This window comes from Dyella sp. OK004 (assembly GCF_900114495.1).
Classification (GTDB): domain Bacteria; phylum Pseudomonadota; class Gammaproteobacteria; order Xanthomonadales; family Rhodanobacteraceae; genus Dyella_D.
This window is the reverse complement of record NZ_FOZI01000003.1, coordinates 781,379-807,188: the sequence shown is the minus strand read 5'-3', so window position 1 is coordinate 807,188 and position 25,810 is coordinate 781,379. Positions and strand designations below refer to the sequence as shown.

Sequence of the window (25,810 nt, the reverse complement as noted above, 5' to 3'; positions counted from 1 at the left end):
GGAGTGCGACTATAACATGCCGCCCCTGGGCGGCTTTCCTCGAATGCGAGCCATTCTCGCAAGTCAGGATGAATTTTGCCGGGAGAGTTACCATGGCTGCCGGATTCGCCGCAGAGTGCGGCGAAGATGTCCCAAGACGGAGGTTTGGCCAATGTCGCAAGAAAAAGATATCGAATCGCGTCGCCGCTTTCTCAAGGCTGCCGCGGGAACGGCTGCCGCGGCGGTAGCGATCGGAACCCTGCCGCGTTTTGCGCGCGCTGCCGACCTGCCGCACGTAGCGGAGTCGGATCCGACCGCCAAGGCTTTGGGTTATGTGGAAGACGCCGGCAGCAGCAAGGATGCCAAGCACAAGCCGGGCGATACTTGCGCCAATTGCCAGTTCTACTCCGGTGGCCCCAGCGGTTACGGCCCGTGTCAGTTGTTCCCGGGCAAGTCGGTGAATGCGAAGGGCTGGTGCGTATCGCACTCGCCGAAGAAGGCCTGACGACTCTCGCTCATCGCAACACCGAAGGCCGGCTGAAATGCCGGCCTTTCTTTTTTGCGTGTTGCTTGCGCGCACGCGGACGTCGCCGATGGCGTGCGACGTGAAAGAAAGACAACCAAGAAAATCATCGGCGATCGGATGATCTGCCGGAAGGAGAAGATGCTGCCCAGACGCGTCAGGCCAAGGAGCTGACCCGCCTGACGCGCCGGGCGGCAATCCGGGGCCCACTGCCAAGTGATCAACCCACGGACTGAAGATCATACTCCCGGCAAGAGCGATTGGGGCAGCCGGTACTAAAAAAAATCCCGAAAAAGTCTCGTTAAATTCATTTAATACAATGAGTTGCACGATAATTCGTGATTCGGTGTCAACAATGAGTATGAATTGACGACTTTTGGGAATAGATGGCTATTTCGGGCTTTTTGTCCAAAAAGCCCGATTTTTACGGAAGATAACGCCAGTTCAGCGAAATTTCCCTTAGAGGCGTTGGCGCAACTTGCTGTGGCGGACGCCGTAACCGAAATAAATCACCAGGCCGATCACGGTCCAGGTGATCATCAACAGCCAGTTGAACCAGGCCATGAAGGACAGCAGGGCCACGCAACTGACCACTCCGGCGGGGCAGATGAACCACGCGGCGGGCACACGAAACAGGCGCGGTAGTTCGGGTGAGGTGTAGCGCAGGATCAGCACGCCCGCACATACCGCCACGAAAGCGATCAATGTGCCCATCGAGGTGAGGTCGGCCAGCAGATCGAGCGGAAACACCGCGGCGAGAATGGCGATGCCGGCACCGGTGATCAGTGTGTTGAGATGCGGCGTGCGGTGCTTCGGATGGATGCGGTTGAATACCGGCGGCAACAGACCATCGCGCGACATGATCATGAAGATGCGCGGCTGCGCGATGATCATCACCAGGATTACCGAGGACAGGCCGATCAGTGCGCCGATCTCCACAATCAGCCGCAGCCAGCCCAGTTCTGGATGCGCCCTGATTGCCGTCACTACCGGCTCGCTGGTACCCAGCTGGGTGTAAGAGATCAATCCGGTCAGCACGGCGGCCATCGCCAGATACAACACAGTGCAGATTACTAGCGAGACCAGAGTGCCAAAGGGCAGATCCTTCTGCGGGTTCTTGCATTCCTGCGCGGCGGTGGATGTCGCCTCGAAGCCGATGTAAGCGAAGAACACCATCGCGGCGCCGCGCATGATGCCGGACCAGCCGTACTTGCCGGGTCCTTCGGACGCCGGCACGAACGGGTGCCAGTTGGCGGGATCGACGTAGCGGTAGCCCGCGACGACCACCACGATGATCAGGCCGACCTTGAGCATCACCATCAGCACGTTGAGCCCCGACGACTCGCGGATGCCGACGTAGCAAAGCCACGTAAGCGCCAGCACGATCGCTACCGCCGGCAGATTCATGATGTGCCCGGTGCTAACCAGGTGCCCATTGCTGAAAGCCAATGGCGCTTCGGTCAGTGCGATCGGCAGATGGACGCCGACATGATCGAGCAGGCTGGTGAAGTAGCCGGTCCAGCTGGCGGCTACCGCCGAAGCGGAGATGCCGTATTCCAGCACCATGTTCCAGCCGATGAACCATGCCACCACTTCGCCGAGGGTGGCATAGGCGTAGGAGTAGGAGCTACCCGAGATCGGGATCAGCGTGGCGAATTCGGCGTAGCACAGCGCGGTGAAGCCACTGCAGATCGCCGCGAGCATGAAGGAGATCAGCACCGCCGGGCCCGCGTGCTCCGCGGCGGCCTGGCCGGTAACCACGAAGATGCCGGTGCCGATCACCGCGCCAATGCCCAGGGCTGTGACGCCCCAAGGGCCGAGCGTGCGGCGCAGGCTGGGGCCGCCGTGGCTGTCGTCAGCGTCGGAGAAATCGGTCTTGCGAGCGAGAAGCTGTTTGAGCATGGGCGAACCTGGTGGAGCGTGGTGTCGGGGCATGGGTGCCCGATAAAAGCAGAAGGCCGGCTCGAAGCCGGCCTTCTGGAGCGATTATGCGGCGGGCTTGCGCAACTTGCTGTGCGAGTAGCCGTAGAAGAAGTAGATCACCTGGCCGATCGCGATCCAGGCCAGCATCCAGCGCCAGTGCTCGACGAACGACTGCAGAAACAGCGCCATGCAAGCCAGGGCACCAAGCGGGCAGACCAGCCACGGCACCGGCACGCGGAACGCGCGAGGCAGTTCGGGGCGGGTATAGCGCAGCACCAGTACGCCGATGCACACGGTGGCGAAGGCGAGCAGGGTGCCCATGGCGACCATCTCGCCCAACACGCCGATGTTGAACATGCCACCCAGGAGAGCAGCCAGCACGCCCACCACGACGGTGCCCACATGCGGCGTGCGGAACTTCTTGTGGATGCGGCCGAAAACCGCCGGGATCAGTCCGTCGCGTGCCATCGAATAGAAGATGCGCGGCTGACCCATCAGCATCACCAGGATCACCGAGCTCAGCCCGGTTACTGCACCGATCACCACGATGATCTGCAGCCAGTGCAGGGTCGGATAGTTGTCCAGCGCCGTGGCGACAGGCTCAGGCGTGCCCAGCAGGCGGAAATCGGCGATACCGGTGAGGATGCCGGCGACGATGATGTAGAGGATGGTGCAGACCACCAGCGAGCCGAGAATACCGATGGGCATATCTCGCTGTGGATTCTTGGCCTCGGCTGCCGCGGTGGAGACCGCATCGAAGCCGATGTAGGAGAAGAACACGATGGCTGCTGCGCGACCGACGCCGCTCCAGCCGTACTTGGATGCGCCTTCGTTGGCCGGGATGAAGGGGTGCCAGTTGTCCGGGTTCACGTACTTCGCGGCGAAGGCGATGAACAGCAGGATCACCGTCACCTTGATCGCCACGATGATCGAATTGACGAAGGCCGACTGGGTGATGCCGACGTAGCACAGGCCGGTGATGGCGGCGATGATCGCCACGGCCGGCAGGTTGATCAGCATGCCTGTGGCCTGGATATGCCCATCCACCACGGTGAACGGCGCGGACGCCAGCACTTGCGGCAGGCTCACGTCATGGCCGACCCAGCCGCTTATCAGTGACAGCAGCTTGTTGAAGTAGCCTGACCAGCCGGCCGCCACGGTGGCGACGGTGAACAGGTACTCCAGTACCAGGCTCCAGCCGACGAACCAGGCGACGTACTCACCCAGCGTGGCATAGGAATAGGAGTAGGCGCTGCCCGATACCGGCAGCATCGCGGCGAACTCTGCGTAGCAAAGTGCCGCCAGCGCGCAGGCGAAGCCCGCAAGCACGAAGCTGAGCACGATGGCTGGGCCGGCATGCTGAGCGGCGGCCTGGCCGGTAATCACGAAGATACCTGCGCCGATGATGGCGCCAATGCCCAGCATCACCAGGTGGCGGGCAGTCAGCGCGCGCTTGAGGGTAGCTTCGCCGTGTGCGCCGACGTCAGGAAGTTCTCCGGCGTTAGGTGATGCCGAAATCGACGTCGTCGCGAATAAATTTTTCAGCATGTCTCTCCCCCAAATTGTTGCGTTTGTTGTTCTTAGATGGCGCGGCTAAAAAGTATGTCTCAGCTTGCTTGATGCCCGCCCCTCCCACCGAGGCGATTCACCCACCATAGCCCAGCGCGGCGCGCCGGTACAAGTTGCATTGCGGCTAGGACTCCGAGACGTTTTGTGGGACGCCCATCGTGGGCAGAGGAGCGTTTTTCCATCAGAAGACCATGTTCAGCGCCACCTGAGGTTGGACAAAAGCCTGGTTGCGGCGACCAGTGAGGCTGGCTTGTACGCCTGCGATGACGCCAATGGAGTCATTGATGTTGTATTCCACTGCGGGGGCGACGCTATAGACCCAGCGCGAGGGATCGTTACGCTTCAAAGATGCGGTCGTGCCATCCATGGGAGTATAGGAGCCGTTGACGCGGGTGCTGTCGGCGTAATCCCATACGAAATCCATAGCGATACCCCAGTGCCGATCGATGCTGTACTCGAGGGAGCTGCTGACGCTCAATGATTTCCCCTGGTAGGCATGGCCGTGGAAGCCCGGTGGTGTGTCGTAGACACTGACGTCCCTCAGGTTGATCCGGCGTGGTGTGGGACTTCATGCCAGGTAGGTACGCATGCGCAGAGGGCGGCCGTTTGGCATCCATGCAACCTTCTGCGCGAAGAGCGAGAGGGTATCTACGTTGGCGCCATTGCCCGAGCCGTTCAGCGGATTCGCATCGAGATGGTCGAAGGCGCCGGTGGGAAAGCGATGGGCATAAGCTATAGAGACCGCTGGGCGCGTACCGTCATCGCTGGGCGCCAGTAGCATGTACTGCAGCTTCAGAGTGGTATCCGCAATCCTCGCGCCATTCGTATGCATGCCTGCGGACGCCGCCGATACGGCGCCTATCGTAACGGCGGCACTAAAGCGATCGGTGATTCCGATGGTGGTAGGCACGAGCCATGTCCAGGACCGCGTGCCAGAAGGTGTGGTGTGTCGATGACCATGTGCATCGTAGACAACATGATCGTCGGCATAGACGAGATAGGGCTCGACATTTATTGTTCCTGGCGGCAGGGCGACTGCGCCAGGCGTCAGCAATGGTCCGGTAAAGCTGAGATTCTCCAGCGAGTGGTCGTTGGCATACGCCGTCCCGCCGATGGCCGACAAAGCGAGGGTCGTAAAAATCGAGAATTTATATATGGCCATTTTGTTCGCATCAACGCATTCGCCGTCATGACGATTTGACGTCGATGTTAAGTTTGCATGGCCGTGCGCAATATATGGAAACGGTCCTAAATTAAGGGTGTTTTATTATGCTTGCGCAGTCTCTTTCCACTGATGAATTTTTATTGTTTTCGATATGAATGACGTTCATTTCCTGCTAGACGAATTTCACCGTTACGATCAGCGCTGGCATGAAGAGGTCAGCGCGACAAAGTTCGCCGATTTTTTGCGCTCCTCGTCGTCGGTCTTTCATCGCGAGCATCTCGTCGGTCATTTCACGGCCTCGTCCTGGCTGGTCAGCGCGGACGGCGAGCGTGTATTGCTGACGCATCACCGGAAGCTCAATCGCTGGCTGCAGCTGGGTGGTCACGCCGATGGCGACACCGATCTGGCGCGTGTGGCATTACGTGAGGCGGAGGAGGAGTCCGGACTGACGGATCTTTCCGTAGAGCCGGCACTGTTCGACCTCGATTGCCACTGGATTCCCGAGCGCGGCAGTGAACCAGGTCATTGGCATTACGACGTGCGTTACGTGGTGCGTGCGACGGGCAGCGAAGCCTTCGCGATCAGCGAGGAATCGCTGGCCCTGGCCTGGCGGCCGATCCGGGAAATCGCTGGTGACGCAAGCGCCGACGAATCGCTGCGGCGCATGGCGAGCAAGTGGCTGCAGTCTGCGTCTACGCCGATTCGTATTTAGCCGGCGCGGGGTGCAGTTGCCCGCACTGCGTGCAGGTGCGGGCGTCGGGCGAACGATAGAAGCGCTCGAACACGGGAGGAAAGTCGTTCTCGATACTCTCGAGGGTGAAGTACTCCTCATACAGCTTGTGGTTGCACTGCTGGCAGAACCACAGCAAGCCGTCCCTCTCGTTCGCCAGTCGGCGGCGTTCGATCACCAGGCCGATGGATTCCGGCATGCGTTGTGGCGAGTGAGGCACGCGTGGTGGCAAGTAGAACATCTCGCCGGCGCGGATCGGGATATCGCGCGCCACGCCTTCGTCCTGCACCTTCAGCACCATCTCGCCTTCTAGCTGGAAGAAGAACTCGGGACCTTCGTCGTAGTGGTAGTCGGTGCGCGCATTGGGGCCGCCGACGATCATCACGATGAAGTCGCCGTCCACGATGCACTTGTTGCCCACCGGCGGCTTGAGCAGGTGGCGGTGTTCGTCGATCCAGCGCTGGAGGTTGAGTGGTGGCACCAACATGCGGAGAGCCCTTGGGGGGGGGATGCGCGCTACCTTAGAGCCAGTGCTCGGGGTCTGCCTAGTCCGTACGGGTTCATTGCGCTGCGGAGGCTGCGCCGGACAGTGACTGCACCGGCAGGAATTGCAGGAACTGGCCGCCCAGAAAGCTCTGCACATAATTGATCGCCGAGCGACGGTATTTTTCTGCGGCAAACTCGGCAACCAGGTCGGTGCGGCCGATCATGGTGCCGAACAGGCGTTCGAAGCTGAGGTTGCGGCCGCTTTCGGAGAGTTCATTGGAAACCAGCAAGGGCTGGCCGTCTTTGCCTTTGCGCTGCGCAAGCATCCACATGGTGATCTCCACGTTGCGCGCGGCGTTGTATACACGTTGGGCATCTACACCATCGATCAGATAGAGACGGGTCTTGCCACCGTGGGCGGTGACAAGCATGTCGCCCAGGCCGTAGATCAAGGTGCCCACGCGGTCGCCAGCGTAGGTCGTATCGAGCGCCAGCGTCATGGCGGCAATATCGCGTTGGCCATCCAGGCCGGGCAGTGGCTGTCGCGTCTCGATGGCCTGCTTTACCCGTGCTTCGGCTCGCGCCTGCGAGGTGGCACCGCTCTTTTTCCATTGCGACGGGTTGCGCTTATAGAGCTTGTCCATCAGCTGATACAGCGTCGCCAGATTGTCCCGGATCTCCAGGTTCGCGATGCGATTGGGATCGGACTCCACCCATTGGCCCTTGGTCATTTTCGACTCGGGCACGACATGGCCGTTGACGGCCGAAGTGGGTTTGAACGCGGAGCAGCCTGCGACGCACGACAGGCAGAGGGATAGCCAGAGGCACTTCTTCATGATGGGGAAACCTTCCATGGGTGATCCCGGCGCCGTCCCCATCGCGGCGCCGGTGAAACGGGTATCGCTAGACTTCGAGCGTGGCCAGGTCGCCCTTTTCCTCGAGCCATGCCTTGCGGTCGCTGGCGCGCTTCTTGGCAAGCAGCATGTCCATCAGCTTGGCCGTACCTTCGCCGTCTTCCACCGTCAGTTGCACTAGGCGGCGGGTATCGGGGTGGATCGTAGACTCGCGCAACTGCGAAGGGTTCATTTCGCCCAGGCCCTTGAAGCGGGTGGTGCTGACCTGGCCCTTTATCTTTTCGCGCTCGATCCGTTGCAGCATCGCGACTTTTTCGTTTTCGTCGAGGCAATAGAACACCTGCTTACCCACGTCGACACGGAACAGCGGCGGCATCGCCACGAACACGTGGCCTTCGCGCACCAGTGACGGGAAATGGCGCAGGAACAGCGCGCTGAGCAGGGTGGCGATGTGCAGGCCGTCGGAGTCCGCGTCGGCGAGGATGATGACCTTGCCGTAGCGCAGGCCGCTGAGATCGTCCTTGCCTGGATCGCAGCCGATGGCGATGGCGAGGTTGTGCACTTCCTCAGAGGCGAGCACCGAGCCGGACTCCACTTCCCAGGTATTGAGGATCTTGCCGCGCAGCGGAAGGATCGCCTGGAACTCTTTGTCGCGAGCCTGCTTGGCGCTGCCGCCGGCGGAGTCGCCCTCCACCAGGAACAGTTCGGTGCGGCTGAGATCGGTAGCGGTGCAATCGGCCAGCTTGCCGGGCAGGGCGGGACCCTGGGTGATCTTTTTGCGGATGACCTGCTTGGAGGCCTTCAGGCGCGCGCTGGCGCGCTCGATGGCGAGCTGGGCGATACGTTCGCCCAGTTCCACGTTCTGGTTCAGCCACAGGCTGAAGGCGTCGTGCACCACGTTCTCAACCAAGGCGGCCGCATTACGCGAGGACAGGCGTTCTTTGGTCTGTCCGGCGAACTGCGGGTCCTGCAGCTTGGTGGAGAGCACAAAAGCCAGGCGCTCCCACACATCTTCCGGCGCCAGCTTTACGCCACGCGGCAATAGATTGCGGATGTCGCAGAACTCGCGGATGGCGTTAGTCAGGCCGCTGCGCAGGCCGTTGACGTGGGTGCCGCCTTGCGCGGTCGGAATCAGGTTGACGTAGCTCTCCTGCACCAACTCGCCTTCTGGCAGCCAGGCGAGGGCGACATCCAGGCCCTCGGTTTCACGGGCCACATGGTGCACATAGAGCTCCGACGGCAGCGCATCGGCACCTTCGAGTTCGCCGCGCAGGTAGTCGCGCAGGCCATCTTCGTAATGCCATTCGACGACTTCGCCGCTGGCTTCGTCAGTGAGCTTTACATTGAGGCCAGCGCACAGCACGGCTTTGGCGCGCAGCAGGTGCTTGAGCTTGGACAGCAAGATCTTGGGCGAATCGAAGTACTTCGCCTCTGGCCAGAAGCGTACGGTGGTGCCGGTCTTCTTCTTCGGTACGCTGCCGATGATTTCCAGCTCGCTGACGCGATCGCCGTGCTCAAAGGCCATGCGGTATTCATTGCCGTCGCGGCGGATGGTGACTTCCACCCGGTTGGACAGCGCATTCACCACGGACACGCCCACGCCATGCAGGCCACCGGAGAAGTTGTAGTTCTTGCCGGAGAATTTGCCGCCCGCATGCAGGCGCGTGAGGATCAGCTCCACGCCCGGAATGCCTTCTTCCGGATGGATGTCTACCGGCATGCCGCGGCCGTCGTCGCTGACTTCCACCGAGCCGTCGTTGTGCAGGATCACATCGATCGCGCTGGCGTGGCCGGCCAGCGCCTCGTCCACCGAGTTATCGATGACTTCCTGCGCCAGATGGTTCGGGCGGCTGGTGTCCGTGTACATGCCCGGCCGGCGCTTGACCGGGTCAAGACCGGAGAGGACTTCAATATCGGCGGCGTTGTAGCGACTGCTCATGCGGGGTGGGGGTTCTGCGGTGAAGGCGGGGGAGCATGGCCGGGCAGGGCTCGGTGGGTCAAGCGTCCATCGGTGGGTCTTTCAATAAGCCTTGCCGATGCGGTGGTTCGGAGTGAGGTAGATGCCGGAGGTGAAAGACCGGGGCTCGCCGTGTGCGCTGAGCTCGCCCCAGGGGAGTACCCAGATATCCCCGAAAGCCGGAGCATGGGGATACGTGGAGCGATCGGCCGGTCGCCCGAGCTGTGACCTGACAAAGCCCTTCAGAACCCGGATTTCGTCTTTCAGCAGCGATTCGGTGACGCGATCCCAGTCGAACGGACTCATCGGCCCATTGCTCAAAGACATCGTCAGCCGATCAACCCCTCCGGCGCAAAAAGACAGCGCGACTTTAAAGGTGAGAGAACCGGCGATCTCCTGCCAGCCATGAAAGCTCAGCAGATCGGCGACGTGCGGGTTGCGATGCAGTTGCAGGGTGCGGCAGACCGGCATGCGTTCGAATTGCTCGAGCGTGGTATCGGGGTGGAGCCCGTTGCCGTCGCCGAAGTCGAGCGTGCCGCTGAGAAGGTCGAGCATAGTCTTCGTGGGGTTTCCGGTCAGAGCGGCGCGCAGTGCCGCTCCAGCCACAGCAGATCGGCATCTTCCAGTAGTGGGCTGAGCGCGGCGCGCACGGTGGCGTGGTAGTCGTCCAGCCAGGCGCGTTCTTCGGGGTTGAGTAGGCTGGGCTCCAGCGCGCGGCGGTCAAATGGGCACAGGGTCAGCGCTTCGAAGGCGTAGAACTCACCGAATTCGGTGAGATCGGCTTCCACCACCACAGCCAGGTTTTCGTGGCGGATGCCGTGCCGGCCGGGCTTGTACAGGCCCGGCTCGATCGAAGTGATCATGCCTGGCTCCAGCGCAACCAGTGCGCCACCCGATACCGGTGGACGGATGCTCTGTGGGCCCTCATGCACATTGAGGAAGAAGCCCACACCATGACCGGTGCCATGGCCGTAGTCCATGCCGCTGGCCCATAGCGGCGCGCGCGCCAGTGCATCGAGCTGCGGACCGTTGGCACCTTTGGGAAAGCGTGCGCGGGAGAGGGCGATCAGCCCCTTCATGACCAGGGTGGCATCGCGGCGCTGTTCGGGCGTGGTCTCGCCCAGCGCCAGCACACGGGTGATATCGGTGGTCCCGCCCAGGTACTGGCCGCCAGAATCGACCAGCAGCAGTCCCTGCGGTTTAAGCGTGCTGTGGCTTTCCGGCGTGGCCCGGTAATGCGGCAGCGCGCCGTTGGCCTGGTAGCCGGCGATGGTGGCAAAGCTCTCGCCGACAAAGTCGGGCTGGGCGGAGCGTTCCTCGCGCAACAGCGTATCCACGTCCAGCTCGGTCTGGGTCATGCCGACGATCAGGCGTTCTTCCAGGCGGCGGAAGGCCCGCACCAGGGCGGCGCCGTCGCGGCGCATGACTTCGCGGATGTGATCCAGCTCCGCCTCGCCCTTGCGCGCTTTGTGCGAGGTGGAAGGATTGGCTGTCTCGATGCGCCGGACCGCCGGCGGGATCGCCGCGGCGATGGCGCTGACTACGCGGGCAGGATCCAGCAACAGGCTGTCATTCGCGCCCAGCTCGCCCAGCGCATCGGTGACTGTGGCGTAGTCGGCGAGCAGGACGCCATCGGCAGCCAAGGCGGCAACCAGGGCATCGCTCAGCTTGCCGCGACCGATGAACAAGGTGGCGCGCCCATCGGCGGCGACCAGCAGGTGCGAAAGGAAGACCGGGTTGCACTCCACATCGCTGCCGCGCAGGTTGGTCAGCCAGGCGATATCATCCAGGCTGGATATTAGATGGTGACTGGCACCGAGCTTGCGCATCGCGCTGCGCAGGCGCGTGAACTTGTCGGCGCGGGATACGCTGGCATAGCGCAGCGCGTGCTCGATGACCAGCGCGGCCGGTAAGGGCGGCCGATCAGTCCAGATGGCGCCAGGCAGATCCAGATCGGTGCGCAGGCGGGCGCCGGTCTCGATGAAACGGTGTTCGATCTGGCGCTGGGTGGTCAGCGCCAAGCTGTCACCGGCCGCGGCGAGCACCTCGCCTTCACCTACGTGTTGCTGCAGCCATTCGAGATGCTCAGGCGTATGCGCCACGCGCTGTTTCATCAACCCGATGCCGCTGTCAGCCAATTCCTTTTCGGCCTGGGCGAAGTAGCGCGAATCGGTCCACAGGCCCGCATGGCTCTGGGTCACCACCAGGATGCCGGCCGAGCCGGTAAAGCCGGACAGCCAAGCGCGTGCCTGCCAGTGCGCGGGTAGATATTCGGAAAGGTGCGGATCGGCGCTGGGGATCAGGCAGGCGGTAACGCCGTGCTGGCGCATGGTCTGCCGCAGGGCGGCGAGGCGAGAGGGAATGGCTTGGCTCATCCGTTCATGCTAGCAGTCCGCCTGCACGCGATTTTCGGGGTATTGCATGAATCCGTGTGGGAATTTTCTACGGATCACTCGCGGCACGGAGCAACCTCCGCTAAAATGCCGATTTCCAGCACGGCTGCATCCCATGACCCCCCTGATTTTCGTCACCGGCGGTGTGGTGTCCTCTCTTGGCAAGGGCATCGCCGCGGCGTCGCTGGCTTCCATTCTGGAAGCGCGTGGCCTCTCGGTCACCATGATGAAGCTCGACCCGTACATCAACGTGGATCCGGGCACCATGAGTCCCTTCCAGCACGGCGAGGTCTATGTGACCGACGACGGCGCGGAGACCGACCTGGATCTGGGTCACTACGAGCGTTTCGTCCACACCCGCCTGACCGGCAAGAACTCCATCACCACCGGCAAGATCTACGAATCGGTAATCCGCAAGGAACGCCGCGGCGATTACCTCGGCGCTACCGTGCAGGTGATCCCGCACATCACCGACGAGATCAAGCACTGCATCCACGAGGCCACTCGTGGCTTCGATGTGGCGCTGGTGGAGATCGGCGGCACGGTGGGCGATATCGAATCGCTGCCGTTCCTCGAGGCGATCCGTCAGCTGCGCATTGAGCACGGTCCGGAGAAGGTGCTGTTCATGCATCTGACCCTGGTGCCGTACATCAAGGCCGCCGGCGAGATCAAAACCAAGCCGACCCAGCATTCCGTGAAGGAACTGCGTTCCATCGGTATCCAGCCGGACGTGCTGCTGTGCCGCTGCGAGCAGCAGCTGCCGGACGGCGAGCGCCGCAAGATCGCTCTGTTCACCAACGTGCCGGAGCAGGCGGTGATCAGCGCCGCCGACGTCGACATCATCTACAAGCAGCCGCTGTGGCTACACAAGCAGGGGCTGGACGACATCGTGGTCAAGAAGCTCGGCCTCGCCGCCGGCCCGGCCGATCTCTCCGCCTGGCAGCGCACCGTGGATGCGGTGGAGCATCCGAAAGACGAGATCAACGTCGCCATCGTCGGCAAGTACGTCGAGCACAAGGACGCCTACAAGTCCCTGGGCGAGGCGCTGCGCCATGGCGGCATCAAGCAGCAGACGCGCGTGAATCTGCAGTGGGTGGATTCCGAGCAGGTCGAAGCCGAAGGCGCTGCCAAAGTGCTGGGCGGGGTCGACGCGATCCTGGTGCCGGGCGGCTTCGGCAAGCGTGGCTTCGAGGGCAAGGTGCTGGCAGCCAAATATGCGCGCGAGCATGGCGTGCCGTATTTCGGCATTTGCTATGGCATGCATGCGGCGGTGGTGGATTTCGCCCGCAATGTGGCTGGCCTTCCCGATGCCGACTCCAGCGAGAACGACCGCAATACCGGCAACCCAGTAATCGCTCTGATCACCGAATGGACCACCGCCACCGGCGAAGTGGAACAGCGCACCGAGCGCTCGGATCTGGGCGGCACCATGCGCCTGGGTGCGCAGGAGTGCCGCCTCAAGGCCGGCACCCTGGCGCGCGAGATGTACGGCCAGGAAGTGGTGCGCGAGCGCCATCGCCATCGCTACGAGTTCAACAACCGTTATCGCCAGTCGTTCGAAGACCTGGGCATGGTGGTCTCCGGCAAGTCGATGGACGATCTGCTGGTGGAGATTGTCGAACTGCCGCAGCAGAAGCACCCGTGGTTCCTCGGCTGCCAGGCGCATCCGGAATTCACCTCCACGCCACGCGATGGCCACCCGCTGTTCATCGGCTTCGTGCGCGCCGCGCGCGAGTACAAGACGGTGCGCGACGGTGAGCATCTGGCCAAGGAGTCCGTGGCATGAAGTTGTGCGGGTTCGAAGTAGGGCTGGATCAACCGTTGTTCGTGATCGCCGGCCCGTGTGTGGTTGAATCCGAACAATTGCAGCTCGATACCGCTGGCAAGTTGAAGGAAATCACCGGCAAGCTCGGCATCAATTTCATCTTCAAGTCCAGCTTCGACAAGGCCAACCGTTCCTCCGGCAATAGCTTTCGCGGGCCGGGCATGGAAGAAGGCCTGCGTATTCTTGGCGAAGTGAAGCGCCAGATCGGTGTGCCGGTGCTGACCGACGTGCACGAGTACACCCCGTTTGCCGAAGTCGCTTCGGTGGTGGACGTGCTGCAGACGCCGGCTTTCCTGTGCCGCCAGACGGATTTCATCCAGGCCGTGGCGCGTGCCGGCAAGCCGGTGAATATCAAGAAAGGCCAGTTCCTGGCGCCGTGGGATATGAAGCACGTCGTCGCGAAGGCCAAGGACGTCGGCAACGACAACATCCTGGTGTGCGAGCGCGGCGCCAGCTTTGGCTACAACAATCTGGTATCGGATATGCGCTCGCTTGCGGTGATGCGCGAGACCGGTTGCCCGGTGGTGTTCGACGCGACCCATTCGGTGCAGTTGCCGGGTGGCCAAGGCACTAGTTCAGGTGGTCAGCGTGAGTTCGTGCCGGTGCTGGCGCGCGCGGCGATTGCGGTCGGCGTGGCCGGCCTATTCGCCGAAACCCATCCGGATCCGGACAAGGCGCTCAGCGACGGTCCAAATGCCTGGCCGCTGGGCAAGATGGAGGCCTTGCTGGAAACCCTGCTCGAGTTGGATCAGGTCACGAAGCGACATGGCTTTCTAGAAAGCCAATGAATCGCGACATGGCCGAGGCGAGCATCGCGACAACCTCGTTTCCCAAGCACTCGAAGTGGGGTATAGCTTCCTTCGCGCTTGGTCTTGTTGCGCTGCTTGGTCCTCTCGTCCTGGGGTTACTTGGCCTGGCCGTGGGCTCGTCAGCATCGGACAAAAATTCGATCTACCTCCTCTTTGCAGGAGTGATGTATGGGGCACTGTTTGCCTGGCCGGCTGCGCTGCTTGGCCTCGTGCTGGGGCTGGTGGCCGGATGGCGTCCCGCGCAGCGCAAGTTTTATGCGCGCCTCGGACTGCTTTTGAATCTGCTTTTTCTTGTGCTGTTTTGCGTCCTCATCTTTATTGCGTAATTTTGCATTCCAAGGAACTCCATGAGCACTGAAATCACCCGTATTCACGCCCGTGAAATCCTCGACTCCCGCGGCAACCCTACGCTCGAAGCGGAAGTGACCCTGGCGGGCGGCGGCTTCGGTCGCGCGGCGGTGCCGAGCGGCGCCTCAACCGGCACGCGCGAGGCAGTCGAGCTGCGTGATGGCGACAAGTCGCGCTATCTCGGCAAGGGCGTGAAGAACGCGGTGGCGAACGTCAACGGTGAGATCGCCGGCGCGCTCAAGGGTTTCGATGCGGCCGACCAGACGGGCCTGGACAGTAAGCTGATTGTGCTCGACGGCACGCCGAACAAGGGCCGCCTGGGTGCGAATGCGCTGCTCGGCGTTTCGATGGCAGCGGCGCACGCCGTGGCCGCCGCGCGCGGCGAGCCGCTGTGGAAATACCTCTCCAACGGCAAGCCCGGCGCGCTGCCGGTGCCGATGATGAACATCATCAACGGCGGTGCGCACGCGGATAACAACGTCGACGTGCAGGAATTCATGGTGCTGCCGGTCGGTCTGCCGAGCTTTGCCGAGTCGCTGCGTGCCGGCACCGAAATCTTCCACGCGCTCAAGAGCGTGCTGAAGGGCAAGGGCCTGAACACGGCGGTGGGTGACGAGGGCGGCTTTGCGCCGAACCTGCGTTCCAACATCGAGGCGCTGGACACCATCCTCGAGGCGGTCAACAAGTCCGGCTACAAGATCGGCAGCGAGATTCTGCTCGGCCTCGACGTAGCCAGTTCGGAGTTCTTCAAGGACGGCAAGTACGACCTGGAAGGCGAGGGCAAGGTCTATACCCCGCCGCAGTTCGTCGACCTGCTGGCCAGCTGGTCGAAGCAGTATCCGATCGTGACCATCGAAGACGGCATGGCCGAAGGCGACTGGGATGGCTGGAAGCTGCTGACCGACGCTATCGGCAACAAGGTACAGCTGGTCGGTGACGATCTGTTCGTGACCAACCCGGCGATCTTCCGCGAAGGCATCGAGAAGAAGATCGCCAACGCGATCCTGATCAAGGTCAACCAGATCGGCACCCTGTCGGAAACGCTGGAAGCCATCGCCATGGCCGACGCTGCCAAGTACGCCGCGATCGTGTCGCATCGCTCGGGCGAGACCGAGGACACCACCATTTCCGACATCGCCGTGGCGACCACCGCGACCCAGATCAAGACGGGTTCGCTGTGCCGTACCGATCGTGTGGCCAAGTACAACCAGTTGCTGCGTATTGAAGAACAGCTCGGTGCCGCCGCGCGTTATGCCGGTCGCAACGCCTTCCCGAATCTGAGCAGCCTGCCGGGCTGATCGAGGCAACGGACGGCCCATGCTGCGCTGGATCGCCCTGATCTTGCTCCTGGTCCTGATCGGTCTACAGATCAAACTGTGGACCGGCAACGGTGGCGTGCACGAAGTGGAAACCCTACGCGCCGCGGTGAAGAAGCAGACCGAGGACAACCAGCGGCTGCTCCAGCGCAATCAGGCGCTGGGTGCGGACGTGGATGATCTCAAGCACGGCGAGCAGGCGGTGGAAGCCCGCGCACGCGCCGAGCTGGGTCTGGTCCGTCCGGGTGAGACCTTCTATCAGGTAGTCGAGAAGCCCGGCGCCGCCAGCAGCGTGGCGCCGCCAGCCAATAGCAACAACAGCGGGCAGTGAGCATGACGTCACTGTGGTGTGTGGTTCCGGCGGCCGGGCGTGGCGCCCGGGTCGGCGGGGATATTCCCAAGCAATATCTGTCACTGGCTGGCCGGCCTTTGATCCTGCATACGCTGGAGCGGCTGTCGGCGCACCCGCGCATTGCCGGCTTGATGGTGGTGCTTGGGGCGGACGATGAACTCTGGTCGGGTATCGATCAGCTTGGCGGCAAGCCGGTACGCACAACCGTCGGTGGCGCAGAGCGCTGCGATTCAGTGCTGGCTGGCGTGGAGGCATTGCCCGCGGACATTGTCGGTGATGCATTCGTACTGGTGCACGATGCAGCGCGTCCCTGCGTGCGAATGGCAGACATCAGTCGTCTTATCGAGTTGGGCACGGCAGCGGGCGGTGGCCTGTTGGGTGCGCCGTTGCGCGATACGCTGAAGCGCGCCGATGCGTCGGGCCATAGCCAGATCACCGAGCCGCGCGACGAGCGCTGGCGTGCGTTCACGCCGCAGATGTTCCGCCGCGCGGAACTGGCAGCCGCGTTGCGCGTCGCCGCTGCGCGCGGGCTGAAGGTCAGCGACGAGGCGATGGCAATGGAGCATGCAGGCTTCGCCCCATTGCTCGTCGAAGGGGCCGAGGACAATATCAAGGTGACGACGGCCAGCGATTTCGCGCTGGCCGAGTTCCTTCTGGGCAAGACGCTTTGAGGAGAGCAGGCGCATGATGCGGATCGGCCAGGGTTTCGACGTACACGCCTTCGGCGATGGTGATCACATCATGCTGGGCGGCGTGCGTGTGCCGCATAGCCATGGCGTAGTGGCGCATTCGGATGGCGATGTGGCGATCCATGCCCTGTGCGATGCGATCTTCGGTGCGCTGGCGCTGGGCGACATCGGTCGCCATTTTCCGCCGTCGCAGGAACGCTGGCGCGGTGCCGAAAGCCGGATCTTCCTGCGCCATGCGGCCACCCTGATGCGCGAGCAAGGCTACGCAATCGGTAACGCCGACATCACGGTGATCTGCGAGCTGCCGAAGGTCGGCCCGCATGCGCAGGCGATGCGCGAATGCATCGCTGAAGAGCTGGGTTGCGAAGTCGAGCGTATCAGCGTCAAAGCCACCACTACGGAGAAGCTCGGCTTTACCGGGCGTGGCGAAGGTATCGCCGCCCAGGCCTGCGTACTGCTGGTTCTGGCATGAGCGAGGCGGAGGCCCGCGGCTCCGCCCACCGGTTGCACGAGCAACTGGATGCAATCATCGATCTGCTGCGCCGGCACAAGCTGGTCGAACAGGTCGCGCATAGCCAGCATGGCCCGCACCAGGATTTGGTGGACAACCTGCTGCACCGGCAGCATCTGGCTGAATTGCAGCGGCAGCTGGATGGGCTGCATCCAGCGGACATCGCCTACATCCTGGAAGCGCTGCCGCTGGAGGATCGCCTCACCGTCTGGCAGCTGGTGAAGGCTGACCGCGACGGCGAAATCCTGCTCGAGGTTTCAGATTCGGTCCGCGAATCGCTGATCGCGGATATGGATCAGGGTGAAATCCTCGCCGCCGTGGAGCCGCTGGAAGCGGACGAGCTGGCCGACCTCGTCGAGGATCTCCCGACCGAAGTACTGCCCGAGCTGATGGCCAGTCTCGACGCGCAGCAGCGTGAACAACTGCAGTCGGCGCTGTCGTGGAAGGACGACCAAGTCGGCGCGCTGATGGATTTCGAGATGGTCACTATCCGCGAGGATGTGAGTCTCGAGACCGTGCTGCGCTACCTGCGCCGTTTTGAAGAATTGCCGGGCCAGACCGACAAGCTGTTCGTGGTGAACCACGACAACCTGCTCACCGGCGTGTTGCCGCTGCACTGGCTGCTGGTGAACTCGCCCGAGAAGATGGTGAGCGAGGTGATGGCGCCGGACGTCAACACCTTCCATCCTGGCGACGATGCCTACGAAGTGGCGCAGGCGTTCGAACGCTACGACCTGGTCACCGCGCCGGTGGTGGACGACAGGGGCCATCTGATCGGACGCATCACCATCGACTCCATGGTCGATGTGATCCGCGAAGAAGGCGAAAGCGAGGCCCTGAGTCGCGGCGGTCTGCGCGAAGAGGAAGATATCTTCGCCTCGGTGTGGAAATCGCTACGCAATCGCTGGGCCTGGCTGGCGATCAATCTGGTGACGGCGTTTATCGCCTCGCGCGTCATCGGTCTGTTTGAGGGCTCCATCCAGCAGCTGGTTGCGCTGGCCGCGCTGATGCCGATCGTCGCCGGCATCGGCGGCAACTCAGGCAACCAGACCATCACCATGATCGTGCGCGCGATGGCGCTTGATCAGATCACGCCGGATAGCGCCAAACGCTTGTGGCGCAAAGAGCTCGGTGTGTCGCTGGTCAACGGCCTGGTATGGGGCAGTGTGATCGGTATGGTGGCCTGGTTGCTTTATGGGAATCTTGCGCTGGGCGCGGTGATGACCGCAGCGATGACGCTGAATCTGTTGCTGGCTGCCTTCTGCGGGGTTGGTATTCCGATGCTGATGACGCGCTTCGGTCGCGATCCCGCGTTAGGTTCCAGTGTGTTGATCACCGCCATGACCGACAGTGGCGGTTTTTTTATTTTTCTCGGGCTTGCCACGCTGTTCCTGATGTAATGCCCTCCGGCTTTCTCCTTTTGCGGTTTCTTTATTCATGAGCGAACTCCCTTACGCCTACGGCCACCCGCCGCTTACGGCGCAGCTGCGCAGTACACCGGAAGACTTCCAGGTGGAGGAAATCCTGGGCTACGACGCTGATGGCGAAGGCGAGCACGCCTTGCTATGGGTAGAAAAGCGCGGCGCCAATACGGACTGGGTGGCGCGCGAGCTGGCTCGCTTTGCAGAGATACCGCCCCTTAATGTGGGTTATGCCGGCTTGAAGGATCGCCATGCCGTTACCCGGCAGACGTTCTCGGTGCAATTGGCCGGTAAGCCGGATCCCGACTGGTCGGCGTTTCCACATGCCGAAGTGAAGGTGCTGGCCGCGACGCGCCACAAGCGCAAGCTCAAGCGTGGCGCCTTGCGCGGCAATCGGTTTGTGCTGGTATTGCGACAGGTGCAGGGTGATCGCGAGGCGGCTGAGCAAGTGTTGAGGCAGATCGCGGATCGCGGTGTGCCGAACTACTTTGGCGAGCAGCGCTTCGGTCGCGAAGGCGGCAATGTGGCGCAGGCGCGCGCGATGTTCGGCGGGAAGCGGGTGGATCGCGACAAGCGTTCCTTCCTGTTGTCGGCGGCGCGCTCGCATATCTTCAACGCCTTGTTGTCGGCTCGCGTGGAACGCAACGCGTGGGATACACCTATGGAAGGCGAGATCTGGTCGCTGGCAGGTACGCGTTCGTGGTTCGGGCCCGAGCCGTTCGACGCGGCGCTGGCGGATCGCCTGGCGCGTGCGGATATCCATCCGTCCGGTCCGCTGTGGGGGCAGGGCGCCACGCCGGCAGGCGCAGACGTGGCAACGTTGGAAAACGAGATAGCCACCGCCAACAACGATCTGGCCGAGGGTCTCGCGGCGGCGCGCATGGACCAGGAGCGGCGTCCGCTACGCCTGATTCCCAAAGATCTGAAATGGCGATGGTTGGAAGACGATGCGCTGGAGCTGGCTTTCGAGTTGCCGGCCGGCGCTTATGCCACGGTGATCGTGCGCGAGCTCGCGCAGACATGAGTGACAGATCGGGGTGAGTGTCGTCACCCCGATCGGCCCTTTAGAGAATGCCCAGTACCGCTTCCGGTGGGCGACCCAGTGCGGCCTTGCCATGCGCGACGACAATTGGGCGTTCGATCAGGCGCGGATGGACAGTCATCGCGGCAATCAACGCGCTGTCGCTTAGTGTGGGGTCGTCCAGGCCCAGCTCGGCGTATTCCGGCTCACTTTTGCGCAGCAATTCGCGTGGCGTTATGCCGAGCTGATCGAGCAGCTCGGTGAGTTCATCCATGCTTGGCGGTGTTTCGAGGTAGTTGATGACCTCGCAGTCACAACCGCGCTCCTGTAGCAGCGCCAGTGTGGCGCGTGATTTGGAGCAGCGGTTGTTGTGGTAGATGCGGACGTGAGTCATCGGGCCGCGTCAATGCTTAGCGATTGCCGCCACGATTGCCGCCGCCGCTACGGCCACCACCACCCTGGGGGCGACCGCCACCGCCGTGCGGTCGGTTACCGCCGCCGCCACCCTGCGGTCGATTGCCACCGCGACCTTGCGGTCGGCCGCCCTGACCTTGGCCCTGACCCTGACCTTGGCGATTGCCACCACCGGGTCCGCGACTGCCGCCGCCACCAAAGCCGCCATAGGGATTGCCGCTACGGCCATCGGCCGAACGAGCGCCCGCCGGCTTGCCGCCGCCGGGGCCGCGACGATTGCCGCCAGCGCCAGCGGCGTTACCGCCGCCGAAGCCGCCACGGCCAGTACGACCGCCGCCACCGCCACCGCCGCTACTACTGCCACCGCCATCGCGGCTTTCACCGGCGAACCAGGTGCGCACGGACGGCAGCTCCTGTCCTGGTGCTACACCGCGCTTGCCCTTGTAGCGACCGGCGGCGCTCGGTGCACGCTCGGGGCGCGCCACGTTGCCATTCACTTCCTTGCCCGGGCGGCGACGCTGCTGCTTGCCGCGGGCGGGTTCTTCGCGAATGCGGTCGAAGGCGCGCAGTTCGCGGGCCTCGTCGTGATGAGCGCTGCTCCATGCGGTGCCGGTGCCGCGCTCAGGTCGATATTCAGTAACGTTGCGGGTGGCGCGACGCTGATGCAGCACAGGGCTCAAGGTGAGCACCGGCTGCGGTGCGCCGAGGCCGCTCACCTGACGCAGCTGCTTCACCGCATCTTCGCCCAGCGCTTCGCAGTCGCCACGGCGCAATGCACGCGGCAGTTCGACACTGCCGTAACGGATACGCTTGAGGCGGCTGACCAGGAAGCCTTGCGAATCCCACAGGCGGCGCACTTCGCGGTTGCGGCCTTCGCGGATCACTACGCGGAACCAGCTGTGGCTGCCGCCGCGGCTGATCACCGCGATTTCGTCGAAGCGGGCGGGGCCGTCTTCCAGTTCCACGCCGGCCTTCAGCTTTTCGATGAGCTCATCGGGCACTTCGCCGTGCACGCGGCACAGGTATTCGCGCTCGAGTCCACTACGCGGATGCATCAGTGCGTTGGCCAGTTCGCCGTCAGTGGTGAGTAGCAGCAGACCGGTGGTGTTGATGTCAAGGCGGCCCACGGCGACCCAGCGCGCGCCTTTCAGTCGCGGCAGCTGTTCGAACACGGTGGGACGGCCTTCGGGGTCTTCGCGGGTGGTCACGACGCCTTCGGGCTTGTGGTAGACCAGCACTTCGGTTTCGTCGCGATTGTCGGTGGCGACCACGAACTGCTTGCTGTCCAGCACGACGCGGTCGCCCGCGTGCACGCTGGCGCCGATGCCTGCGGGGGCGCCGTTCACTTCAACGTCGCCGGCCTGGATACGCTGCTCGAGCATGCGGCGCGAGCCCAGGCCCGCGTTGGCCAGCACTTTGTGCAGGCGCTCTTCGAGAGCGGGGGTGTTTTCATCGCGCGGTTCGCGCTTGAGGGTCAAAACGGATTTCTGTGGCGCATTCATGCGCGGTACTCCTCGGTATCTTGCGTGCCTTCGCCGTGTTCGGTGTCGGGCGGATTCGCTGCCTCGGCGGCAGTGACGGTCGGGGTCTCGACGGGCGTCGCCGCGTCGGGTTCGGAGGTGGCAGCGTCGGCGTCGGCCGGCTGCGCAGGTTCGGTGACCGGCTCGCTGGCGACATGGCTGTCGTCGTTGCCGGGTTCAGTGGGGTGTTCGTGGCCGGCGACCTGGAACTCAACGTCGTCGGCGTCTTGGTGAGCGCCTTCCCGGGCGGTATCCGCCTGGGCTTCGGTGCCTTCGGTGTTGTCTGCTTCTTCCGCCACTTCGTCCGGATCGATCGGCAGATCCTTCACGACGCGGGCGGGTATATCGTCATTGTCCAGCCGCATCTGCGGGTCTTCCATGTCGCGGATTTCGGACAGCGGTGGCAGTTCGTCCAGCGACTTCAGGTTGAAGTAGTCGAGGAAGGCGCGGGTGGTGCCGAACAGGGCCGGCTTGCCGGGCACGTCGCGGTAGCCCACCACGCGGATCCATTCTCGCTCTTCCATCGTCTTGATGATGTTGGAAGACACCACCACGCCGCGGATCTGTTCGATTTCCGGTCGCGTGATCGGCTGGCGGTACGCGATCAGCGAGAGCGTCTCCAGCAAGGCACGCGAGTAGCGGCTGGGCTTTTCCGTCCACATCCGCGAGATCCACGGATGCACGTCCTGGCGCACCTGGTAGCGGAAGCCGGAGGCGACCTCGCGCAGCTCCACGCCGCGGCCAGTGCAATCCTCGGCCAGCGCTTCCAGCGCCTTGGCGATTTGTTCGCGGTCGACTTCGTCTTCCTCGTTGAACAGGTCGCCCAGCTGCTGCACGTTCATCGGCTGGCTGGCGGCGAGCAATGCCGCCTCGATAATGTTTTTGAGTTGCTCGATCTGCATGGCCTTGATCGGATGCGGATGCTTTCAGGTACCGACTCAGTCGGCGGCGGAGGCCCGTTCGGGAGCGGCCTCTTCGATGATTTCTTCGAAGTGCGAGACTTTTGCCTTCACGTAGATCGGAGCCAGCGGCTCCTCCTGCACGATTTCCACCAGCATTTCTTTGGCCAGTTCCAGCATGGCCAGGAAGGTGACCACCACGCCGAGCCGGCCTTCGGTCGGGTCGAACAGCGTTTCGAAGCGATGGAAGCTGCTGTCGTCCAGCTTGCTCAGCAGCTCGCCCATGCGCTGGCGCACGCTGAGCGCCTCACGCTTGATCGCGTGATGCCCGAACAATTCGGCCCGGTGCATCACGTCCTTGAGGGCTAGCAGCAGCTCCTTTAGATCCAGCGGCGGCGGCAACTTGATCACGGTGCGCTCGCCCGTGTCGGCGTGCACCGCCACTGTGTCGCGCTCCATGCGGGGCAGGGCTTCGATATCCTCCGCCGCCCTCTTGAAGCGTTCGTACTCCTGCAGCCTGCGCACCAGTTCGGCGCGGGGGTCTTCCTCGAGGCCTTCTTCCACCGGCGGACGAGGCAGCAGCAGGCGCGATTTGATCTCCGCCAGGATCGCCGCCATCAACAGGTACTCGGCGGCAAGCTCCAGGCGCATCACGTCGCGCATCATGTCGATGTATTCCATGTACTGCCGGGTGATCTCGGCAATCGGAATATCGAGGATGTCCAGGTTCTGCCGGCGGATCAGGTACAGCAGGAGATCCAGCGGTCCTTCGAACGCCTCCAGGATGACTTCCAGTGCATCCGGAGGGATGTACAGGTCTTGTGGCATCTGCAACATCGGTTCACCGCGCACGATGGCTAGCGGCATTTCCTGTTGTTGCGGTACCGACGCAAAAGCGTCTTGCGGTGCTGCGACCGGCTGAGGCTCGACTGGCTCAGTGCTCATCAATACATGTCGTTGGGCCGCCGTAACGGCTTGCAGTGCGTTCAACACGTTCGGAACCCTCGGGTTCCACCGGCATTCGCTCAGGAATGTCCCCGCTTCGGGTGGTGGCCAACTGGCGAACACCCGTGAAACTCATTGCACGATGCCTAGCCGAGGCGCAGTAGGCGCCACCGTCGCGGTACCCCATGACGAAACCGCGCTACTGCAGTTTCGATCAGGCTGGCCGTGAGCAACCCTTGTGCGCTTTGATCCGGATCGGGCCGTGGCAAAAACGCAAGCCGAAACGCGTGAGAGCTGCGTCACGGGCTGTGCAAGAGGTCTGCTGAGTGCATCGGGCGGGTGCTTCTGCTGTGCCGGCCCTGACCGGCAGGCGTGCACCCTATGACCCACGCAGGTCGAAGATTAGCGGCTGGAAGACGCTAAGTCCAGTGCGCCGGATGGTATCCAGTCCAGCGCACTGCGGGCAAAATGCTGCAGCATGCCGGCCGCCGAACGCTCGATCATCCATGTTGATATGGACGCCTTCTATGCGGCGGTGGAGCAGCTCGACCGCCCGGAGCTGCGCGGCGAGGCGGTGATCGTGGGTGGTCTGGGGCCGCGCGGGGTGGTCTCTACCTGCAGCTACGAAGCCCGCCGCTACGGCGTGCGCTCGGCGATGCCTACGGTTCAGGCCCGGCGCCTGTGTCCTGACGGGATTTACTTGGTGCCCCGTCCGGCGCGCTATCAGGAACTGTCGGAACAGGTGTTTGGTGTGTTTCACGAAGTGACGCCTGAGGTCGAAGGGTTGTCGCTCGACGAGGCCTTTCTTGATGTCAGCGCCAGTCTGCGTCTGCTCGGCCCGGTCGAGGACATCGGTCGCCGCATCAAACAACGCATCCATGAACGCACCGGACTGATCGCTTCGGTCGGCATGGGACCCAACAAGCTCCTGGCTAAATTGGCCAGTGAGATCTCCAAACCTGACGGTTTTTTGCATATCAGGGCAAGCGAGGCCACCCACCGGCTGGCGCCGCTGCCGGTGGGGCGTTTGTGGACGGTCGGCAAGGTCACCGAGCAGGCACTTCATCGCATCGGCGTGCGCACTATCGGCGAATTGGCAGCATGTGACCCGGCGCGTCTAGGGCGTGCGCTCGGACGTCAGGCCGCCGTGCTGCAGGCGCTGGCGCGTGGCGAAGACGAGCGCGCGGTCGAGCCGGTGCAGGCCGAGCAGTCGATCGGGGCGGAGCACACTTTCGACCTCGATGTAGATCAGTGGGTGATGGCCGAATCCTGGTTACTGCGCCAATGCGAGCGTGTGGCAACACGCGCCAGGGCACGCGAGCTGCGTGGCACTACGGTGACGGTGAAACTACGCGAGCCGCCGTTTGTCACCTATACGCGTCAGGCGCCATTGCAGGCGCCGAGTGCGTCGGTCAGCGAGATTTATGAGGTGGCACGCCGCTTGCTTTACCTCTGGTGGCAGACGCAGTCGAGACCGCGCCTGCGCCTGCTCGGTGTGAGCCTGTCCGGTTTCGGCAGGCGAGCGCAGGAGGATATGTTCGCTGTCGGCGCGAAAGGCGCCGCGACGGATCGGGTGCAGGACGGGATCAATCGACGCTTCGGCACGGGTAGCCTGGTGCGCGCAGGAATATTGCGGACGCGCAAGCAGGATTGAAGGCCTTGGGGTGGCCGCGATGGCGGCCGTGGGACAAGGCGGGTGGGCACTGCGGGATGCAGTGCGATGGGAGGAAAGGCATGACCAAAGCCGACGGCAAACCCAGGAGCGGTTCGGATCCCGAACAACTGCGCCCTGCGCGCATGCGGATCGAGACCACCGTGCTCATGAGTCGCGGCAGCCAGTCGCAGCCGACGGAGCTGGTCGACATCTCGGCTACCGGCGCCTTGTTGCGGCGTCCGCTCGGCTGGCAGGGGGAGGTAGGGCAGAGCTGGATGCTGGACATGATCTTTGGCCATGACCTGCACATCCATCTCGAAGCACAGGTGGCGCGCATCTCCGACCGCCACATCGGTTTTGCCTACACACGTATACCGGAGGACAAGCAGGTCCCGTTGTGGAACCTGCTGGGTGGCTACGCCGACATCCTGGAGATGTGGCACGACGAGTGAATCGTCGCGACGGGGCCGTCTCATGTGCCCGCGATGGCGCGGGTCGTGGCGCCTC

General features: G+C 63.1%; 26 protein-coding genes. 13 read left to right on the top strand and 13 right to left on the bottom strand.

All coding sequences use genetic code 11. The annotated features are described in order from the left end of the window. Positions 1-151 precede the first annotated feature (151 nt). Complete coding sequence (locus BM338_RS15815) at positions 152-484, top strand: high-potential iron-sulfur protein (RefSeq protein ID WP_090452330.1); 333 nt, start codon at positions 152-154, stop codon at positions 482-484. A gap of 477 nt (positions 485-961) precedes the next feature. On the opposite strand, the gene BM338_RS15810 is transcribed toward BM338_RS15815, so the two are convergent. The 4 genes from BM338_RS15810 to BM338_RS15795 all read right to left on the bottom strand — a co-directional run bounded on the left by BM338_RS15810 (position 962) and on the right by BM338_RS15795 (position 5,156). Further along, a complete protein-coding gene (locus BM338_RS15810; RefSeq protein WP_090452328.1) occupies positions 962-2,404 on the bottom strand; it encodes an amino acid permease in 1,443 nt (480 codons plus the stop codon). Between the two features lie 84 nt (positions 2,405-2,488). Continuing rightward, the gene (locus BM338_RS15805; RefSeq protein ID WP_090452325.1) at positions 2,489-3,973 is read right to left on the bottom strand and encodes an amino acid permease; all 1,485 of its coding nucleotides are present in this window, start codon (positions 3,971-3,973) and stop codon (positions 2,489-2,491) included. A gap of 202 nt (positions 3,974-4,175) precedes the next feature. Further along, the gene (locus BM338_RS15800; protein ID WP_143109323.1) at positions 4,176-4,472 is read right to left on the bottom strand and encodes a hypothetical protein; all 297 of its coding nucleotides are present in this window, start codon (positions 4,470-4,472) and stop codon (positions 4,176-4,178) included. Between the two features lie 90 nt (positions 4,473-4,562). Next, on the bottom strand, positions 4,563-5,156 hold the full coding sequence (locus tag BM338_RS15795) for a hypothetical protein (protein ID WP_090452321.1): 594 nt from the start codon (positions 5,154-5,156) through the stop codon (positions 4,563-4,565). A gap of 154 nt (positions 5,157-5,310) precedes the next feature. Between BM338_RS15795 and BM338_RS15790 the strand changes: the two genes are divergently transcribed. Then, positions 5,311-5,871, top strand: coding sequence for an NUDIX hydrolase (locus BM338_RS15790; RefSeq protein WP_090452319.1), 561 nt, complete (start codon positions 5,311-5,313; stop codon positions 5,869-5,871). On the opposite strand, the gene BM338_RS15785 is transcribed toward BM338_RS15790, so the two are convergent. The 5 genes from BM338_RS15785 to BM338_RS15765 form a co-directional block, all read right to left on the bottom strand. Next, positions 5,852-6,376, bottom strand: coding sequence for a 3-hydroxyanthranilate 3,4-dioxygenase (locus BM338_RS15785; protein ID WP_090452317.1), 525 nt, complete (start codon positions 6,374-6,376; stop codon positions 5,852-5,854). The genes BM338_RS15790 and BM338_RS15785 overlap by 20 nt on opposite strands. Positions 6,377-6,449: 73 nt before the next feature. Further along, positions 6,450-7,211: a hypothetical protein gene (locus BM338_RS15780; protein ID WP_090452619.1), complete on the bottom strand. Its 762-nt coding sequence runs from the start codon at positions 7,209-7,211 to the stop codon at positions 6,450-6,452. Between the two features lie 67 nt (positions 7,212-7,278). Then, positions 7,279-9,168, bottom strand: a complete 1,890-nt coding sequence (parE, locus tag BM338_RS15775; protein ID WP_090452315.1) for a DNA topoisomerase IV subunit B — start codon at positions 9,166-9,168, stop codon at positions 7,279-7,281. An 81-nt stretch (positions 9,169-9,249) separates the two neighbouring features. Then, on the bottom strand, positions 9,250-9,741 hold the full coding sequence (locus BM338_RS15770; RefSeq protein WP_090452313.1) for a hypothetical protein: 492 nt from the start codon (positions 9,739-9,741) through the stop codon (positions 9,250-9,252). A 20-nt stretch (positions 9,742-9,761) separates the two neighbouring features. Further along, positions 9,762-11,561: an aminopeptidase P family protein gene (locus BM338_RS15765; protein ID WP_090452311.1), complete on the bottom strand. Its 1,800-nt coding sequence runs from the start codon at positions 11,559-11,561 to the stop codon at positions 9,762-9,764. A 133-nt stretch (positions 11,562-11,694) separates the two neighbouring features. Here BM338_RS15765 and BM338_RS15760 point away from each other — a divergent pair, with 133 nt between their 5' ends. From BM338_RS15760 to truD, 9 genes are read left to right on the top strand one after another with little or no spacing between them, the layout of a single operon-like run. Beyond that, entirely contained in the window at positions 11,695-13,365 is a 1,671-nt protein-coding gene (locus BM338_RS15760; RefSeq protein WP_090452309.1) for a CTP synthase, read from the top strand. Then, a complete protein-coding gene (gene kdsA, locus BM338_RS15755) occupies positions 13,362-14,192 on the top strand; it encodes a 3-deoxy-8-phosphooctulonate synthase (RefSeq protein WP_090452307.1) in 831 nt (276 codons plus the stop codon). Before BM338_RS15760 ends, kdsA begins: the two co-directional genes overlap by 4 nt. Continuing rightward, entirely contained in the window at positions 14,189-14,539 is a 351-nt protein-coding gene (locus BM338_RS15750) for a hypothetical protein (protein WP_143109322.1), read from the top strand. Before kdsA ends, BM338_RS15750 begins: the two co-directional genes overlap by 4 nt. A 21-nt stretch (positions 14,540-14,560) precedes the next feature. Then, positions 14,561-15,859, top strand: coding sequence for a phosphopyruvate hydratase (gene eno / locus BM338_RS15745; RefSeq protein WP_090452303.1), 1,299 nt, complete (start codon positions 14,561-14,563; stop codon positions 15,857-15,859). 19 nt (positions 15,860-15,878) lie between these two features. Then, positions 15,879-16,208 (top strand): cell division protein FtsB, encoded by a 330-nt coding sequence (gene ftsB / locus BM338_RS15740; protein ID WP_090452301.1) that lies wholly within the window; start codon positions 15,879-15,881, stop codon positions 16,206-16,208. Positions 16,209-16,210: 2 nt separating this feature from the next. Beyond that, the gene (ispD, locus tag BM338_RS15735) at positions 16,211-16,900 is read left to right on the top strand and encodes a 2-C-methyl-D-erythritol 4-phosphate cytidylyltransferase (RefSeq protein WP_177229384.1); all 690 of its coding nucleotides are present in this window, start codon (positions 16,211-16,213) and stop codon (positions 16,898-16,900) included. Positions 16,901-16,916: 16 nt separating this feature from the next. Next, entirely contained in the window at positions 16,917-17,390 is a 474-nt protein-coding gene (gene ispF, locus BM338_RS15730) for a 2-C-methyl-D-erythritol 2,4-cyclodiphosphate synthase (protein ID WP_090452617.1), read from the top strand. After that, the gene (gene mgtE / locus BM338_RS15725; RefSeq protein WP_090452297.1) at positions 17,387-18,829 is read left to right on the top strand and encodes a magnesium transporter; all 1,443 of its coding nucleotides are present in this window, start codon (positions 17,387-17,389) and stop codon (positions 18,827-18,829) included. Before ispF ends, mgtE begins: the two co-directional genes overlap by 4 nt. Positions 18,830-18,866: 37 nt before the next feature. Then, positions 18,867-19,874, top strand: coding sequence for a tRNA pseudouridine(13) synthase TruD (gene truD, locus BM338_RS15720; RefSeq protein ID WP_090452295.1), 1,008 nt, complete (start codon positions 18,867-18,869; stop codon positions 19,872-19,874). 40 nt (positions 19,875-19,914) lie between these two features. Here the strand turns inward: truD and arsC are convergent, their stop codons facing one another. The 4 genes from arsC to BM338_RS15700 are packed head-to-tail and all read right to left on the bottom strand — an operon-like array spanning position 19,915 to position 23,649. Next, a complete protein-coding gene (arsC, locus tag BM338_RS15715; protein WP_090452293.1) occupies positions 19,915-20,265 on the bottom strand; it encodes an arsenate reductase (glutaredoxin) in 351 nt (116 codons plus the stop codon). A gap of 16 nt (positions 20,266-20,281) precedes the next feature. Next, positions 20,282-21,787, bottom strand: coding sequence for a pseudouridine synthase (locus BM338_RS15710; RefSeq protein ID WP_090452291.1), 1,506 nt, complete (start codon positions 21,785-21,787; stop codon positions 20,282-20,284). Then, positions 21,784-22,707: an SMC-Scp complex subunit ScpB gene (gene scpB / locus BM338_RS15705; protein ID WP_090452289.1), complete on the bottom strand. Its 924-nt coding sequence runs from the start codon at positions 22,705-22,707 to the stop codon at positions 21,784-21,786. The genes BM338_RS15710 and scpB overlap by 4 nt, the downstream gene beginning before the upstream one ends. 36 nt (positions 22,708-22,743) lie before the next feature. Then, the gene (locus tag BM338_RS15700; RefSeq protein ID WP_090452286.1) at positions 22,744-23,649 is read right to left on the bottom strand and encodes a segregation and condensation protein A; all 906 of its coding nucleotides are present in this window, start codon (positions 23,647-23,649) and stop codon (positions 22,744-22,746) included. Between the two features lie 478 nt (positions 23,650-24,127). Here BM338_RS15700 and dinB point away from each other — a divergent pair, with 478 nt between their 5' ends. Next, a complete protein-coding gene (gene dinB / locus BM338_RS15695) occupies positions 24,128-25,303 on the top strand; it encodes a DNA polymerase IV (RefSeq protein ID WP_090452284.1) in 1,176 nt (391 codons plus the stop codon). An 80-nt stretch (positions 25,304-25,383) separates the two neighbouring features. Then, a complete protein-coding gene (locus tag BM338_RS15690) occupies positions 25,384-25,755 on the top strand; it encodes a PilZ domain-containing protein (RefSeq protein WP_090452282.1) in 372 nt (123 codons plus the stop codon). Positions 25,756-25,810 lie beyond the last annotated feature (55 nt).